The sequence below is a fragment of the Oceanispirochaeta sp. M1 genome, assembly GCF_003346715.1.
In the GTDB taxonomy this organism is placed as follows: domain Bacteria; phylum Spirochaetota; class Spirochaetia; order DSM-2461; family DSM-2461; genus Oceanispirochaeta.
Genome location: NZ_QQPQ01000002.1, coordinates 152,684 through 167,010 on the forward strand (window position 1 = coordinate 152,684; position 14,327 = coordinate 167,010).

Here is a 14,327-nt window from a genome sequence, read left to right on the forward strand (position 1 = left end):
TTTCCGAATTTATGCGGGATGAGCATTGTTCAGCATTGTCCGGATATCTTCAGCCGAGACAGGAGGAATGCAGTTCAGAAGACCTTCGTCATTAAAACTGACCTTTCTGACTCCCTCAATTATTTCGGAAAGTTTCCCGGCAGAGACATTAACATCCTTCAGAGAGACCGGAACGCCAATGTCTGTCAAAAAATCTTCGAATGCTTTTATTCCAGTCTCAATAATTTCATTCTCACTCTTTCCTTCTTCAGAGACTCCCATGACATTGATTGCAAACTGCTTATATCTATTTTTCCTTCTGGAGCTGAATGATTTCATCCAGGCCGGCATCAGAGCAGAGAGTGATGCACCATGGGCAATTCCATAAAGAGAAGTCAGGTTATGAGCAACCTGATGAATAGGAGTCCAGGCATCCCCGGGAGAAGCCCAGCCATTAATGGCACAGGTAGCCGCCCATTGAAGATTGGACCGGGCATCGATGTCCATGGGATTATCCAGAACAATTTTAATATTACTGATGACTGTCCTCATGACTCCCTCCTGGAAGGAGTGCTGAAGGGGAGAATGTTCCTCTCCGTTTATATAAATCTCCAGGACATGAGAAATTGAATCTGCTGCTGCACAGGCTGTCTGATAAGCCGGGAGAGTCAGAGTCAATTCGGGATCGATGACCGCAGATTTAGGATAGAGGCATTCAGCCCAGATATAAGATTTCTCTTTAAGTGTTCGATTACTCACAACAGAACACTGATTCATCTCACTGCCCGTGGCAGGCAGAGTCGGAATCATCAGAGTCGGAAGTGCTTCAGAAGGAGGAACCGCATCCACATGATCATGTCTGCTATAGACCATATTCCACAGATCACCCTCATAGAAAACCGCAGCAGCAATCGCTTTAGCCGCATCCATGGCTGAACCGCCTCCCAGCCCTATGATAAGATCTATATTTCTTTCCCGGCAGAATTCGGCTCCTGCTGCAATTGTAGAAATATCAGGATTGGGTTCTGCTTCATAAAAAGGAAAAACTGCACATCCTTCTTTTTTTAGTAAATCAATGACGTTATCACATAGCGGCTCAAGATGTCCCAGCTCTTTGTAGGAAACAAGGCATATCCGTTTACCCAGTGTTTTGGCGTGAGTTCCTACATCCTTTAATATTCCAGGGCCGAAATGCACCCTTACCGGGTTGTAGTAGTCAAAATTATTCATGGAGACTCCTTTATTTACAGAGCAATATGCATAAGTGCAATTACCCAACAATTCATTACTTCGTCACTATGTTTATCATCGTAACATCATGATGTTTAAACTGTCAAATAAAAAATCAGTCAATTCTACCTTTCATAAAAATACTGAATTCATAGGATGATGCATCTATAATCAGATAAACCAGCTCAAATGGGGTGCCCATAGTTCTGGTCAGCCTATGGTCAATCAATAAAGGAGCCCTGTCTTCGAGCCCCAGGATAGCAGCCTCGTGTTCATCCGCGGATCTGGCAGTGATACGGTCCAGAGCAGATTCAATTGTGATTCCCCACTTCTGTTCAATATACTGATAAAGAGATGTTATGGTTTTAAAGTCATTAGGCAAACCGGGAACAAATCTGGGAATCAGATAATTCTTCACAATGGCAATGGGTTTTTCGTTGGACAAGACCACTCGCTTCAAAAGAAAAAGCTCATGACCTTCTTCAATCTCCAACTCTCCGGCCATAGATTCATCTGCAGATATCTTTTCAAATTCTATTGAATCTATGGAAACCGTACAACCCTTCTTCCTGAGAGTTTCTGAGAAAGAACTGACATAATTGAGTTGCTGAGACATTGCCTGGCGGTCCAGGACTCTCGTACCTTTTCCCTGTTTTATAATAACATAACTATCCCTGGTAAGCATTTCCATCGCTTTTCTGATAGTTGTCCGGCTGACCTGAAATTCTTCCTGAAGTACTGGTTCGGGAGGGAGGAGTTCATCTGTCTGATATATACCGCCTTCAATCCTTTTAACAAGAATTCGATAGACGTTAAGATACATTGGTTCATTCTTCATTTATAACTCTCTGAAACAACCATACATCATTATGTTTCCCTACTCAAGGAATTTCACTCTAAAACCTACTCTACTTCCTGCTAAAAAACCCGCCGAAAATCCCGGCGGGTTATCTAATTCATTTATAAGTCATAAGTCAGCGTCCGGCATTTCCTGCATTCAGCTGATTTTCAATGGCCCTTGCGGCCAGATCTTCAGGAACCAGCTTCCAGTTGGATTCAATATCACCGGAACCCCAGCTCTTTTTCTCTTTGAGGTATTCCACCATCAGATCTCTCATGGCCAGTTGAGAAATATAGGTCGTTTCAGCATTAAGTTCAGTACCTTCCATCAGACCGGCTGCAGCCAGATGACCGCCTCCACCGTTATAGCGATAGGAGTTGAGAGTAACATTATATGTCTTGCTCAGATCAAAGGCTGAACCGTCAAGATTCTTCATATTAACGATTCTATCACCGGGGGTTTTGGTAAGATCAATCTCATAATAGAATCCCTGGGCCATGTCATAGTTGTAGCCTCTCACATCGGGATTAACCAGTGGAACAGAATCTACATTCTCTTCTGTGACAACATTGAAGTAATTGGAAGAGTACTCAAGGTAGTCTTTTATCTGCTGACCTGTCATCTCCAGGGCATTCAGAAAGTTTTCATAGATATAGATACCTGCGATATTACCTACAGTTATATCCCCTTTAGGAATATTGAGTGAAGCATTGAAAGTAGCAGCAATGCTTATCTCAGCACCTGAGAACTGACGCTGAGTTTCATGGATAAGATCAACAATCTCACTCTCTTCATAGTAGGACCGGAGACCAAGAATATCATTGTCCGCCTGGGCTACAACTTCTGCCGCATAGGCCTTGGAACCTTCAATGTATTCTGACATATAGCTGAGCATTTCAGGATCTTCCTCAACACCTTCCATGGAGTAAGTCATGGCATTGATGCCATCCACCATCCATCTGCCGTCTTTGGCTGCTACAGAAATCTGAAGATGTCCCAGATGGCTTCCCCAGTTTTTAGCCTGAACGAATTTAACTCCCTTTATATCATTAGTATATTCATCATTTCTAAATTCACTGTTCTGCTCATCATCAATTAACTGATGTGAATGGGCAGTGATAATGGCATCAATTCCCTGAGGACCTGATCCGATGGCATCGGCGACAAGACGGGAAGCATTGGGGATAGGCACACCCGAAGACTCGGCTTTAGCACTGTCATAGGCATCATTCATACCGGCATGAAATACACCGATCAGAACATCAACCTTCTCCACTTCTCTCATAATTTTCACATATTTTTCAGCAGACTCAACCATATCCATATAAACCTGATCTTCATGTGTGCTTTCAGCCAGCCACATGGGGATTCCGGGGGTAGTCATACCAAGAAAACCGATTCTCACACCATCAATTTCTTCAACAGCATAAGGAAGATAGTAAGGCTCTCCTGTCCCCTTCCACTCCGTATTGGCAGAGATAACAGCAATACCCTGTGCAGCCATTTCATTGGCTACCTTGTTGGCAACCTTATTTCCCTGTTCCACTTCATGATTTCCGGGTGACCAGTAGGAATAACCCATCTTTCCCATCATCCGGGACATGGGGTTTTCCATATCACTCTCAATAAAGTTGTAATAGTAAGAGAGAAGTGTTCCTTGAATAGTATCACCGGCGGAGATTAAAACAGGATTGGAATACATCGCTGATTTCTCTTTATATAGAGTTGATACTCTACTCAAACCGCTGTGTACGGGATTACCTTTATAAGAACGAGGCTGAGCCTGCCCGAAGTCCCAGTCAAATACCCAGCCATGCTCATCATTGGTCGAAAAGACATTGATCTCAACAACTGCGCCCTCAGCTGCCTCTGCAGCCACTCTCTCAACAGGAGAAAATCCCGACAGGGGATACTCAACACTTCTGACATCCACTGTAGAAGTACTCTGCTGACTGGCACATCCGAGCAATGCAAAAGCCAGAAACAGTAGACCAGTAATCCGTAAAACTTTTTTCATATTTCTTCCTCCAAAATAGTTCTTTTCCTAAATAAGGAAAGGTTCCATCTTTAATCATGAATGTTAGGTGATCACTTAACAACAGTTTATTTACAATGAGATGAAGAAAGAAATATATATAGATTAACACGACTTAACAATAGTTCAGTGATTACTATTCACAGAAACAAATCAGGCTGCCTGGACAAATCAGACCCGGGAGGATTTTTTGTTGAGAGGCATCATAGAATTACCGGCTATGAATAGCTCTTCAGCTGCAGCGCTCCTGAACATATTTTATTAGCCTCGCTTAACAAAAAGATTGATAAAATCAATAAAAATGAACTATATTTATTTTATCAATCTTGAGGTAAGCCATGAAATTTTTATACACCATTCCATTATTTTTATTTATTCTTCTACTTGCTGTTCCGGCAGGCCTTATTGCCGAAGAATCAGATTCTGCAAAAGAAGAAAAAAAAGTAAAATGGACCATAGTACCCGGCCCCTTCTATAACCCGAATTTAGGAACAGGAATACAGATCTTACCCATGGTCATGTATCCGGTAGATAAATCTGATAAGATTTCTCCCCTGTCAACAACGATGGGATTCTTCTTGTGGTCCAAACCGGACTGGGATATAGATGACAGCACCATCATCGGAGGTCTGAATCAGAAATTCCACCTTGCTGAAGATACCTGGCGGCTGAGCCTCTATGGTGCAGGAGCCCGGGTTCTCTACCGCTATTACCTCCCGGGTAATTCACCCGGGGAGAATCTTGACGTATGGGCATACAGCCGGGGATTTTATTCAGGAACAAAAGTCGAATACAGAACCTGGCGGGATCTTTTTACCGGGCTGGGTTATGATTTTCAGATCTATGATATATATGGGCGCGATGATCTGGCTCAACTCATACTGGATCTGGCAGGTGTACCGAAAGGAACACAATATAATTCTTCTATATCCGCATATGCTTCCTGGGATACAAGGGATTCACAATTTGCCCCTCACTCGGGCATGCAGATAAACCTGCAGGGAACATATGCCGACACATGGCTGGGAAGCTCTACCACTTACGGTCAAATCATTGCAGACTACAGCCAGTACAAGATATTGGACCGTCAGGAGAAACATCTTCTGTCATGGAATATCAAGACTCAGACAGGCCTGGGAGATATTCCGGAAAACCAGCTGTCCAGTCTCGGTTCACGAGGCGGTATCCGAGGATATATGTCAGGAGAATTTAAAGATAAATCAACCATTGAAGGTCAGGCAGAATACAGATTTTTCCCTGTGGAGCGTTTCGGTCTGGCAGGATTTTTCGGACTGGGAACCACTTACGGATATACTCCTATTTCGGAAGCAACCCTCTTTCCTGCCGGTGGATTCGGTCTGCGATTTGCCATGATCCCCACAGAGAGAGTCAATGCGCGTCTGGATTTTGCCTGGGGCCGTGACAGTTTTTCCATCTACTTTGCCCTGGGGGAATCATTTTAATTAAAGAGGTCTTATCCTTTAACAGCACCCACTGTAAGTCCTTTGATCAGAGACTTACTGAAAGTAACCACAACAAGAATGATGGGGACAACAGAAATAGTGACACCCAGGTAAATGGCTCCGAAGTTCGCTTCATAGAGTCCGCGGATATTGGAGATAAGCACGGGCAGAGTGAATTTTTCTGCAGAGTTCAGCAGCACCAGAGGATTAATCAGGTCATTCCATTTGTAAATGAAAGTAAACATGGACATGGTACCGATCGCAGGCATCGCCAGAGGAAGAATCAATCTGTTGAAGATATATAACTCTCCCGCACCATCAATCAGCCCCGCTTCAATCAGAGAATCAGGAATACTGCTCTCTATATAGGAGCGGATAAAGAATACCATGCTGGCATTGGCAATATTCGGCAGAATGAGGGGAGCGTAACTGTCAATCAATCCCAACCTTACACATAAATCGTAGTAACCGATCAGACCAAGCTGCTGTGGAACCATCATGGTTCCCAGTACAATCCAGAACAGGGTCTCCTTGAACTTGAAATTAAACTTTGCAAAACCATAGGCCGTAAGAGCCGAAAAGAATGCTGAGAGCAGTACCGCCGGAACAGCGATAATAACCGAGCTGACAAATCCTCTCCAGATATTAACCTTTTTCAGAATAATCGCATAATTGGCCTTAAGCTGATCTCCGGGCAGAAGATAGATTCCCTGAGAAATCTCAGTGTTACTTCTGGTGGAATTGATGATCATCATATAAAAGGGAACAATGCTGACAAAGAACAGTATGATCAGAAAAGCATACATCACTATAGTTATAACGGGTGTTTTTTTGTTTATCACGGTTCTGCCTCCTAATCCCTTGTTTTTATGATCTTGAACGAAATGGCTGAAAATACCAGTATCATTACAAACAGGGCATAGGCCAATGCCGAAGCATATCCAAGGTTGAAGTTCTTGAATCCCTGATTATAGAGATACAAAACTATTGTGGTCAGAGCATTATCGGGTCCACCACGTCCATTTGTAAGAACACGGGGAATATCGAAGATCTGCAGCCCGCCGATCAGGGATGTAACCATTACATAAAGCATGGTCGGCTTTAAGAGAGGCAGTGTGACCTTGAAGAAAGACTGGGATGCTGAAGCACCGTCAATATGAGCAGCTTCATACAGTTCATCGGAGATTCCACTGAGACCGGCCATAAATATGATCATTGTATATCCGAACCACTGCCACCACTGAATAAGAGCTACAGCCATTCTGGTAGCCATTTTATCCTGGAGCCATTCATAGGGCTCATTGAAAATTCCTATTTTAATAAGGGCATGATTCAAGGCTCCGAATCTCCAGTCAAGAAGAACTGCAAAGAGAACACCGATAGAGGCTGCGGTAACCAGGTTAGGCAGGAAGTAGACGGTTCTGAAAGTTTCCCGCCCTTTGATTTTTGGATTTGTTAAAATAACAGCCAACAGCAAGGCAAAGACTATCTGAGGGATGTAATTCATCAGCCAGATAAACCATGTATTTCCGATGGCTGTATAAAACAGCGGGTTTTTTAAAAGCCTGGCATAGTTTTCAAAGCCGGCAAACTCATTTTTGATAAGTGAGACTGGTTTTAAAAAACTTAAATAAAATGTATAAAAAATTGGATAAAGCTGAAAGGTAAGCATCGCCAGAAAATACGGCAGAATAAACAGATACCCTTTGTTATCCCGGTTTTTAAACAGATCTCTGGCCATATCAACTCCTTATGAAGATGTGTATAAAATATATTCTAGTATAGTTTTGAATAAAACATACAATAAAACCGGATACTCCACTAATCAGAATATCCGGTTTTATCAGGCTGCAGTATCAGGAACTGATCGCAGCCTTAATAATTACTGAACATCAACATCAGGCAGAATTTCACTTACTGCCTTTTTGAAGTCTTCAACAGCATCATCAAAGGATTTGTTTCCACTGGCATAGAGAGAAACCTGGTCACCCCATGCATTTTCAATCTGGAAGTCCCAGGGGCCTCTGTGGCTGACATCAATTTTATTTGCTTCAGCTGCAAAGTACTCATAATGATTCTGTCCACCCAGGAAGGGTTCTGAAAAGGTAGGAGTAATTTTTTCTATAACCTTTGTGTTTGAAACAAAGTCACCGGTTTTTTTAGCCCACTTCTCGAGAAAGCCTTCATCACTACCCAGATATTTTACGATTTCCCAGGCAAGGTCTTTTTTTTCACTGAGAGCATTGATACCGATCCAGGTACCGCCCCAGCTATAGGATGCGGGAGGAACTGCGAGTCCCCAGTCACCGGAGAATTCTTTTTCACCTTTATCGGCTTCGGGCTCTGCATTGGGCTTAAGAACATAGTGAAGACCCCATGTGGGGAGGATATAACACATTACAGAACCGTCTTTCATGGAAGAGAACCAGGGTGGCTGCCAAGTGGTAGTTCCAGATTCAATACCATTGTCTCTCATGTCTTTGGCAATTTTCATGTAATCCAGCATGCCCTGGGGTATTACCAGTTTGTTGTCAACAATATAAGGCGTGTCTCTCAGGTTGAAAATAAACTGAGACATATCAGAGAATCCCGCCAGAAGGTATTTTTCACCATTTGTGGTTTCTTTAACTTTTTCACCAAGTTCATAGAACTTGTTCAGGTCGCTGGTCCATTTAGAAACTTCAGCAGGATCATCTGTTCCCAGAACTTCCCTGGCGAGTCCTCTTCTGTAGAAAAGGGCACCGGGAGTAGCCTGCCAGGACAGAGCAGTAATTTCACCGTCGGCGTTACGGCTGGAGTTTGGAACATAGGGAACAAGATCTTTAACCAGATCTTCCGCATTATATGGAGCTTTGGAGATGGGCTCCCAGTAACCGGCATTGATAAACTGTTTATAGAATGCAGCCTCACCGGTGAATGCATCGGGAGTAGCGGAGCGGGATCTGAGAGTAGTGTTGATTTTGTTCAGATATACTTCATCTGCATTGGGAATAACAACAAACTCTACTTTGATTCCGGGATATTCTTCTTCAAACATGGGAATCATGTCCTGAAGTTCATCTGTAAAAGACCATACAACAATATCACCTGCGTAATCTGTCCGGGCCATAACTTTTGCTTCAACAGCTTCTGCAGCCTTGGGAGCTTCTTCTTTTTTACAGCCTATTACTGAAAAAGAAACGAGAGCAACCATCAGCAGTAACAGTGTAGAACTGAGAATTCTCTTCTTATTGATCATTTAAGATCCTCCTTGGAATTTGTACCTTAAGATGTTCTGCCAAACTGCAGACATCGACGTTCTTTCTTGATATTACAACGACTTTTCTCAGCTGTCAAAGGATATTTCAATAATTCATACCTTTTCCTTGACATATATAGGAACAGCTTCCATTATATAAAGAACAACTAAAGAACATCTTGTACCATGGAGATAGGAATGAATAAAATAACTAATCCCATATTACCCGGCTTCAACCCGGATCCTTCCATTATTCGCATGGAGGATAATTATTACATAGCAAACAGTACCTTCCAGTGGTTCCCCGGAGTACAAATTCATAAGTCAAAAGATCTGGTGAACTGGGAGCTGGCAGGCAGGCCTCTGGCAGATAAGAATCTTCTGGACATGTGCGGTGTTCCTGATCAGGGAGGAATATGGGCACCCTGTCTCAGTCATGCAGACGGGAAGTTCTGGCTGATTTATACAAACGTGCATTCACTTCAGGGTATTTATAAAGACTCCCCCAACTATCTGACCACAGCAGAATCAATTGAAGGCCCCTGGTCAGATCCCGTTTATATGAACTCAAGCGGTTTTGATGCATCCCTCTTCCATGATGAGGATGGAAAGAAATACTATATCAATATGATATGGGACCACCGTCCCTGGAAAAAAAATAGTTTCTACGGCATTGTCATGCAGGAATATTCAGTGGAGGAGAAGAAACTTCTCGGAAAACCCGAACTTATTTTCAAGGGAAGTGATCATGGTCTTGTAGAAGGTCCCCACCTCTATAAGAAAGATGGATTCTATTATCTCTTCTGTGCCGAAGGAGGCACTTGCTACGATCACTGTGAAACAGTAGCCAGAAGTAAAAGTATCCACGGCCCCTATGAGATTCATCCGCAAAACCCACTGATAACCGCAAGAGACTATCCCGATTCTGTGCTCCAGAAAACAGGTCACGGAGATATAGTCCAGACTCCCGGAGGTGAATGGTATTTTGTTCATCTTACAGGACGCCCCTCCATAGACGGCGGCAACTGTCTCCTCGGACGTGAAACAGCTATCCAGAAGCTGGCTTGGCCCACAGGAGAATGGCCCCGTCTTGCAACTGGCGGGAACGAGCCATCTCTGATTGTTCCTCTCCCCCGAGACAGCAAGGCTGTACAAAAGCCCCTCCCTCCTGAGGAGAGCTATTCTTTCAATGCACCCAGGCTTCCAGGCCCCTTCCAGACTCTTCGAATACCTAAAGATGGAAACATGTCACTCACTGAGCGTCCCGGATACCTGAGAATGTATGGTAAGGAATCCATGAGCAGCCTGTTCAATCAGTCTCTTATCGGTCTGAGGGTTGATCACCCTTTTTTTACAGCCTCCACCAGTGTGGAAACTGATCCCTGGAGTTTTCAGCAATCCGCAGGTATCTCTGCATATTATGACACAGGGAGCTATTACTACCTCCATGTTTCCTGGGATGAAGAGAGAGGGAGAGTACTCCATCTCCAGAGCTGTCAGCACAAGGAATTCACCTACCCTGCCTATAATGTGAACATTCCCAACAAGGGCGCTGTTCATCTGAAGGTGGAGATAAGGGCTGATATCCTGCAATTCTACTGGTCCATCAAGGGAAATGAGTGGAATACTGTGGGTCCTGTGCTGAAGACAGATACCATTAGTGATGACTTCGAGGCTGATCTCCGTTTTACCGGTGCCTTCTGTGCCCTGGCCTGCCAGGATCTCACAGGATGTGACCTGCCTGCAGATTTTGAAGGGATGGCCATAAAAAGAGGCTGAAAAGGAAGCTGCTTTCTGTTAGGATGGCAGCGGTAAGGATAGAATATGGAACCAAAGTATATACAAGTTAAAAATTACCTTCTCAATCTTTTCACAAAAGAGCGCTTTGAAACAGGCAGGCAGCTGCCTACGGAATTTGAGCTGATGGATGATCTGGAAGTCAGCCGGAATACCGTTAGAAAAGCGATTCTCGAACTGGAAAAAGAGGGGATTGTCAGCCGAAAACACGGCAGCGGGACATTCTTCGTCTCTCATAAAAAAGAGGAGCGTGAGAACGGCGGACTCATCGGTCTTGGCAACTTCTACTTCATGGACTATATCTATCCTGAAATTATCAGGGGGATTGAGGATACCCTCTATGAGTCGGGATATTCTCTTGTTCTTGCCAACTGTAATCAGGATTACTCCAGAGAAATCTCATCCATTCAGAGACTGATAGATCAGGGAATAAAGGGACTGATTCTTGAACCATCCCGGAACTTCCTGATCGGAAGAGAACACCCCATGATGAAAATGCTGGATTCACTGAAGATTCCTGTGGTAACTACCCACTGGGGAAAAAACAATACTGATTTTTCAACGGTAACCATCAACGATGAGCAGGCCGGATACCAGGCGATAAAATATCTCCTTAAAAAAGGACATAAGAGAATTGGAATGATTTATAAAAGCGATGTTCAGGCTGCCTGTTTCAGATATAACGGATACTGCAAGGCCCTTGAGGAAGCAGGAATTGATATCGATCCAAACCTGATAGTCTCCTACGATGATGCAGATGAAGCCCGGGATAAGAATCAGGGCTATCTCTGTACTGAAGAACTCCTTTATAAATCAAACAGAGAAGTGACTGCCCTGTTTTATTTCAATGACAACATTGCCCTGCAGGGATATGAAGCTCTGAGGGAATTGAAAATCAGCATACCTGACGATATCTCAATAATAGGTTTTGATAATTTTCACAATACCCACCTGGTTCATCCCCCGCTGACAACCTTCGAACACCCCAAATATAATCTGGGAAGATGGGCTGCCAAGATTCTGATTGATGAGCTGGAACAGGGTGAGAGGATTCACCCCATGGAACTGATATTTGAACCTGTAATGATTGAGAGAGAATCCGTTAAGGATCTGACTAAAGAGTGAGGATCTACTGAGGAATCAGTTCAGCCCTTTGTTTCGGTTTTCTGGAAGAGTCCTCTTCCCTTTTCTGCCTTGAACTCACCCTTCTCCAAAAGGATTTCTCCCCTGCTGATTGTATATTCGGGCCGCCCTTTAAGCTTAATGCCTTCATAGGGAGTCCATCCGGCAGATTCCTGCAGTTCATCCGGAGTGACGGTCCACTCTTTTTCCGGGTCAAAAATAATGATATCCGCATCCCTGCCGATGGCAATCTCACCCTTTTGTTTCAATCCGAACAGCCGCGCCGGGGTAGTGCAGCACAGATCCACCCACTCACTCTCTGAAATCAGCTCTTTCCCCACTCCCTCGGAGTACATAGCAGAGAAACGGATCTCCATGGAGGGAATACCTCCGGGTATTTTATTAAATGCAGAGAGATCTGCAGCTTTCTCTTCCCTGCAGAAGGGACAGTGGTCTGTAGAAATTGTATCAAAAAGACCGCTGCCTACAGCCTGCCAGAGCTCTCTTCTGGAATTATCACTTCTTAAGGGAGGAGAACAGATCGGCAGAGCCCCCTCCACGCCTTCTCTGTCATATAGGTCCTGTGTCAGCAGCAGATACTGGGGACAGGTCTCCGCCGTAACGGGCAGTCCCTGAGCCCTGGCTTTTGAAATTTCTTCCACCACCTGAGGACAGGAAACATGAAAGATATGCACCCGGGATCCCGCCTGACCGGCAATCTGTATGACACGCCCTGCAGCCTCGGCTTCAAATTCCTCCGGACGGCTCCTGGGATGCCAATGGGGAGATGTATTTCCCTTTGCAATATTCTCTTCGATCAAGGCACAGATAATATCCCAGTTTTCTGCATGAACAACAGGAAGACCTCCGGCTTTTCCAACCGCCGAGAGTGCCTTATATAATTGATCATCCCGCAGATGAAGCCCGTAAGCCATATAGAGTTTGAAACTGCCGCAGCCTGCTTCCATGATTTCCGGAATCTGCTCCAGCTTCTCCAGATCATCGGGACCTATGGTCATATGAAACCCATAATCTATAACAGAACGGGCCGCTGCCGGGGCCCTCCGCTCTTCAAGGGCGTCACTGAATGTCTGAGCCTGCCTGGATTCTACAAAGTCGATAATACTGGTTGTGCCTCCGTATACTGCAGCTCTGGTACCGGTATAAAAATCATCGGTAGAAGTATATTTGCCGATGGGCATCTCCAGATGGACATGTGTGTCCACAGCCCCCGGTGTGACAAGTCTGCCGGCCGCATCAATGACTCTTGCCCCTTCCAGATCCTGACCCAAGGCAGCGATCTTTCCATCCTTGATCCCTATATCACCCAGGGTGACAGAGGTAGATGTGATAATTTTTCCATTAGCTATGACCAGATCGAACATGAGCGGGCTCCCGAATTTGTTATCTTTACGATTATTATCTATCACTTTCAGTATTTTATCAAAGAATAATCATGAATCGGGACAGCCTTTTCAAATGCAGATATCCCACTGTCATGATATAATAATCACTTATTTACATATCTTGTATGAAAAAGACTGATCTGAATATTGAATACAGCAATGATGGAAAAAGGAACAGATTTTGAAAAAAAGAACTTTGGGAAAAACCGGATATAAAATCAGTGAAATAGGGCTGGGAACCTGGCAGCTGGGAGGCCGCTGGGGAGATCCTTATAAAGAAAAATCTGCACAGGCAATTCTGGAATCGGCTGTTGAAAACGGTCTGAACTTCATTGATACGGCAGATGTATACAACGATGGAATGAGTGAAGAATCCATCGGGACCTTCCTGAAATCTCAGAAGGATCGAATTTATGTTGCTACGAAATGCGGACGACAGATAAATCCTCATGTCAGTGAAGGCTACAGTCCTGAAGTGCTCACCCGCTATGTTGAGGACTCCCTGAAGCGGCTTCAACTGGAAACTCTGGATCTGATTCAACTCCATTGCCCTCCCACACAGGTCTACTACCGTCCGGAGATTTTTGAGACTTTTGACCGCCTGAAAGAACAGGGAAAGGTTCAGAACCTCGGTGTCAGCGTGGAAAAGATTGAAGAAGCTTCAAAAGCTATAGAATTTCCCAATGTGACAAGCGTACAGCTTATCTTCAATATGTTCCGTCACCGTCCTCTGGACTGGTTTTTTGACCTGGCAGCCAAGCGGAATGTGGGGATTATAGTCAGGGTGCCTCTGGCAAGCGGACTGCTTACAGGTAAGTTCAGCAGACAGAGTAGTTTTACTTCCGGAGATCATAGAAATTTCAACAGAGACGGCAAGGCTTTTGATAAGGGAGAAACCTTTTCCGGAGTCCCCTATGAGCTTGGACTGGATGCTGTAGAGCGTCTGAAAGAACTTTTCGGCCCTGAAATGAACCTGGCTCAGACAGCTTTGCGCTGGATACTCATGCATCCCCAGGTAAGTTCTGTAATTCCCGGAGCCTCCAGCCGGGAACAGATGAAAGGCAATGCCGCTGCTGCTGCAATGGCTCCGCTGAGTGAATCTCAGATGCATGGTGTACAAAAAATATATGATGATCTTATTAAAAATGAGGTACATCAGCTCTGGTAGGGATAAAAGTGAATAAAAAATGGAAGTTCAGCCTCCGAAAGAGGGCTT

At 44.3% G+C, this 14,327-nt stretch carries 11 protein-coding genes; 4 read left to right on the top strand and 7 right to left on the bottom strand.

Annotated features, from left to right (window positions below; all coding sequences use genetic code 11):
- Positions 1-9: 9 nt before the first annotated feature.
- The 3 genes from DV872_RS01855 to DV872_RS01865 form a co-directional block, all read right to left on the bottom strand.
- On the bottom strand, positions 10-1,209 hold the full coding sequence (locus tag DV872_RS01855) for an iron-containing alcohol dehydrogenase (protein WP_114628136.1): 1,200 nt from the start codon (positions 1,207-1,209) through the stop codon (positions 10-12).
- A gap of 115 nt (positions 1,210-1,324) precedes the next feature.
- Positions 1,325-2,047: a GntR family transcriptional regulator gene (locus tag DV872_RS01860; RefSeq protein WP_114628137.1), complete on the bottom strand. Its 723-nt coding sequence runs from the start codon at positions 2,045-2,047 to the stop codon at positions 1,325-1,327.
- A 136-nt stretch (positions 2,048-2,183) separates the two neighbouring features.
- Positions 2,184-4,067 carry a bifunctional UDP-sugar hydrolase/5'-nucleotidase gene (locus DV872_RS01865; protein WP_114628138.1) on the bottom strand — a complete coding sequence of 628 codons (1,884 nt, stop codon included), beginning with the start codon at positions 4,065-4,067 and terminating at the stop codon, positions 2,184-2,186.
- A 356-nt stretch (positions 4,068-4,423) separates the two neighbouring features.
- On the opposite strand from DV872_RS01865, the gene DV872_RS01870 reads away from it, so the two are divergent.
- Positions 4,424-5,548, top strand: coding sequence for a BamA/TamA family outer membrane protein (locus tag DV872_RS01870; RefSeq protein ID WP_114628139.1), 1,125 nt, complete (start codon positions 4,424-4,426; stop codon positions 5,546-5,548).
- Between the two features lie 11 nt (positions 5,549-5,559).
- Here the strand turns inward: DV872_RS01870 and DV872_RS01875 are convergent, their stop codons facing one another.
- The 3 genes from DV872_RS01875 to DV872_RS01885 form a co-directional block, all read right to left on the bottom strand.
- Positions 5,560-6,390, bottom strand: coding sequence for a carbohydrate ABC transporter permease (locus tag DV872_RS01875; protein ID WP_233516405.1), 831 nt, complete (start codon positions 6,388-6,390; stop codon positions 5,560-5,562).
- Between the two features lie 11 nt (positions 6,391-6,401).
- A complete protein-coding gene (locus DV872_RS01880) occupies positions 6,402-7,289 on the bottom strand; it encodes a carbohydrate ABC transporter permease (RefSeq protein WP_114628140.1) in 888 nt (295 codons plus the stop codon).
- Positions 7,290-7,430: 141 nt separating this feature from the next.
- Complete coding sequence (locus DV872_RS01885) at positions 7,431-8,786, bottom strand: ABC transporter substrate-binding protein (RefSeq protein WP_114628141.1); 1,356 nt, start codon at positions 8,784-8,786, stop codon at positions 7,431-7,433.
- 198 nt (positions 8,787-8,984) lie between these two features.
- Between DV872_RS01885 and DV872_RS01890 the strand changes: the two genes are divergently transcribed.
- Together DV872_RS01890 and DV872_RS01895 are read left to right on the top strand one after the other, a co-directional pair.
- Entirely contained in the window at positions 8,985-10,565 is a 1,581-nt protein-coding gene (locus tag DV872_RS01890; protein WP_114628142.1) for a glycoside hydrolase family 43 protein, read from the top strand.
- 45 nt (positions 10,566-10,610) lie between these two features.
- A complete protein-coding gene (locus tag DV872_RS01895) occupies positions 10,611-11,708 on the top strand; it encodes a GntR family transcriptional regulator (protein ID WP_114628143.1) in 1,098 nt (365 codons plus the stop codon).
- Between the two features lie 20 nt (positions 11,709-11,728).
- Here DV872_RS01895 and hydA read toward each other — a convergent pair whose 3' ends face one another.
- Positions 11,729-13,135 (bottom strand): dihydropyrimidinase, encoded by a 1,407-nt coding sequence (gene hydA, locus DV872_RS01900; protein WP_158546781.1) that lies wholly within the window; start codon positions 13,133-13,135, stop codon positions 11,729-11,731.
- A 157-nt stretch (positions 13,136-13,292) separates the two neighbouring features.
- Between hydA and DV872_RS01905 the strand changes: the two genes are divergently transcribed.
- Complete coding sequence (locus DV872_RS01905; protein ID WP_114628145.1) at positions 13,293-14,279, top strand: aldo/keto reductase; 987 nt, start codon at positions 13,293-13,295, stop codon at positions 14,277-14,279.
- Positions 14,280-14,327 lie beyond the last annotated feature (48 nt).

What these genes read in the sequence shown, in the direction of transcription:
- DV872_RS01860 (WP_114628137.1), bottom strand. Translation starts at nt 2,047, where the DNA reads ATGAAGAATGAACCAATGTATCTTAACGTCTATCGAATTCTTGTTAAA.
- DV872_RS01895 (WP_114628143.1), top strand. Translation starts at nt 10,611, where the DNA reads ATGGAACCAAAGTATATACAAGTTAAAAATTACCTTCTCAATCTTTTC.
- DV872_RS01870 (WP_114628139.1), top strand. Translation starts at nt 4,424, where the DNA reads ATGAAATTTTTATACACCATTCCATTATTTTTATTTATTCTTCTACTT.
- DV872_RS01890 (WP_114628142.1), top strand. Translation starts at nt 8,985, where the DNA reads ATGAATAAAATAACTAATCCCATATTACCCGGCTTCAACCCGGATCCT.
- DV872_RS01855 (WP_114628136.1), bottom strand. Translation starts at nt 1,209, where the DNA reads ATGAATAATTTTGACTACTACAACCCGGTAAGGGTGCATTTCGGCCCT.
- DV872_RS01885 (WP_114628141.1), bottom strand. Translation starts at nt 8,786, where the DNA reads ATGATCAATAAGAAGAGAATTCTCAGTTCTACACTGTTACTGCTGATG.
- DV872_RS01865 (WP_114628138.1), bottom strand. Translation starts at nt 4,067, where the DNA reads ATGAAAAAAGTTTTACGGATTACTGGTCTACTGTTTCTGGCTTTTGCA.
- DV872_RS01880 (WP_114628140.1), bottom strand. Translation starts at nt 7,289, where the DNA reads ATGGCCAGAGATCTGTTTAAAAACCGGGATAACAAAGGGTATCTGTTT.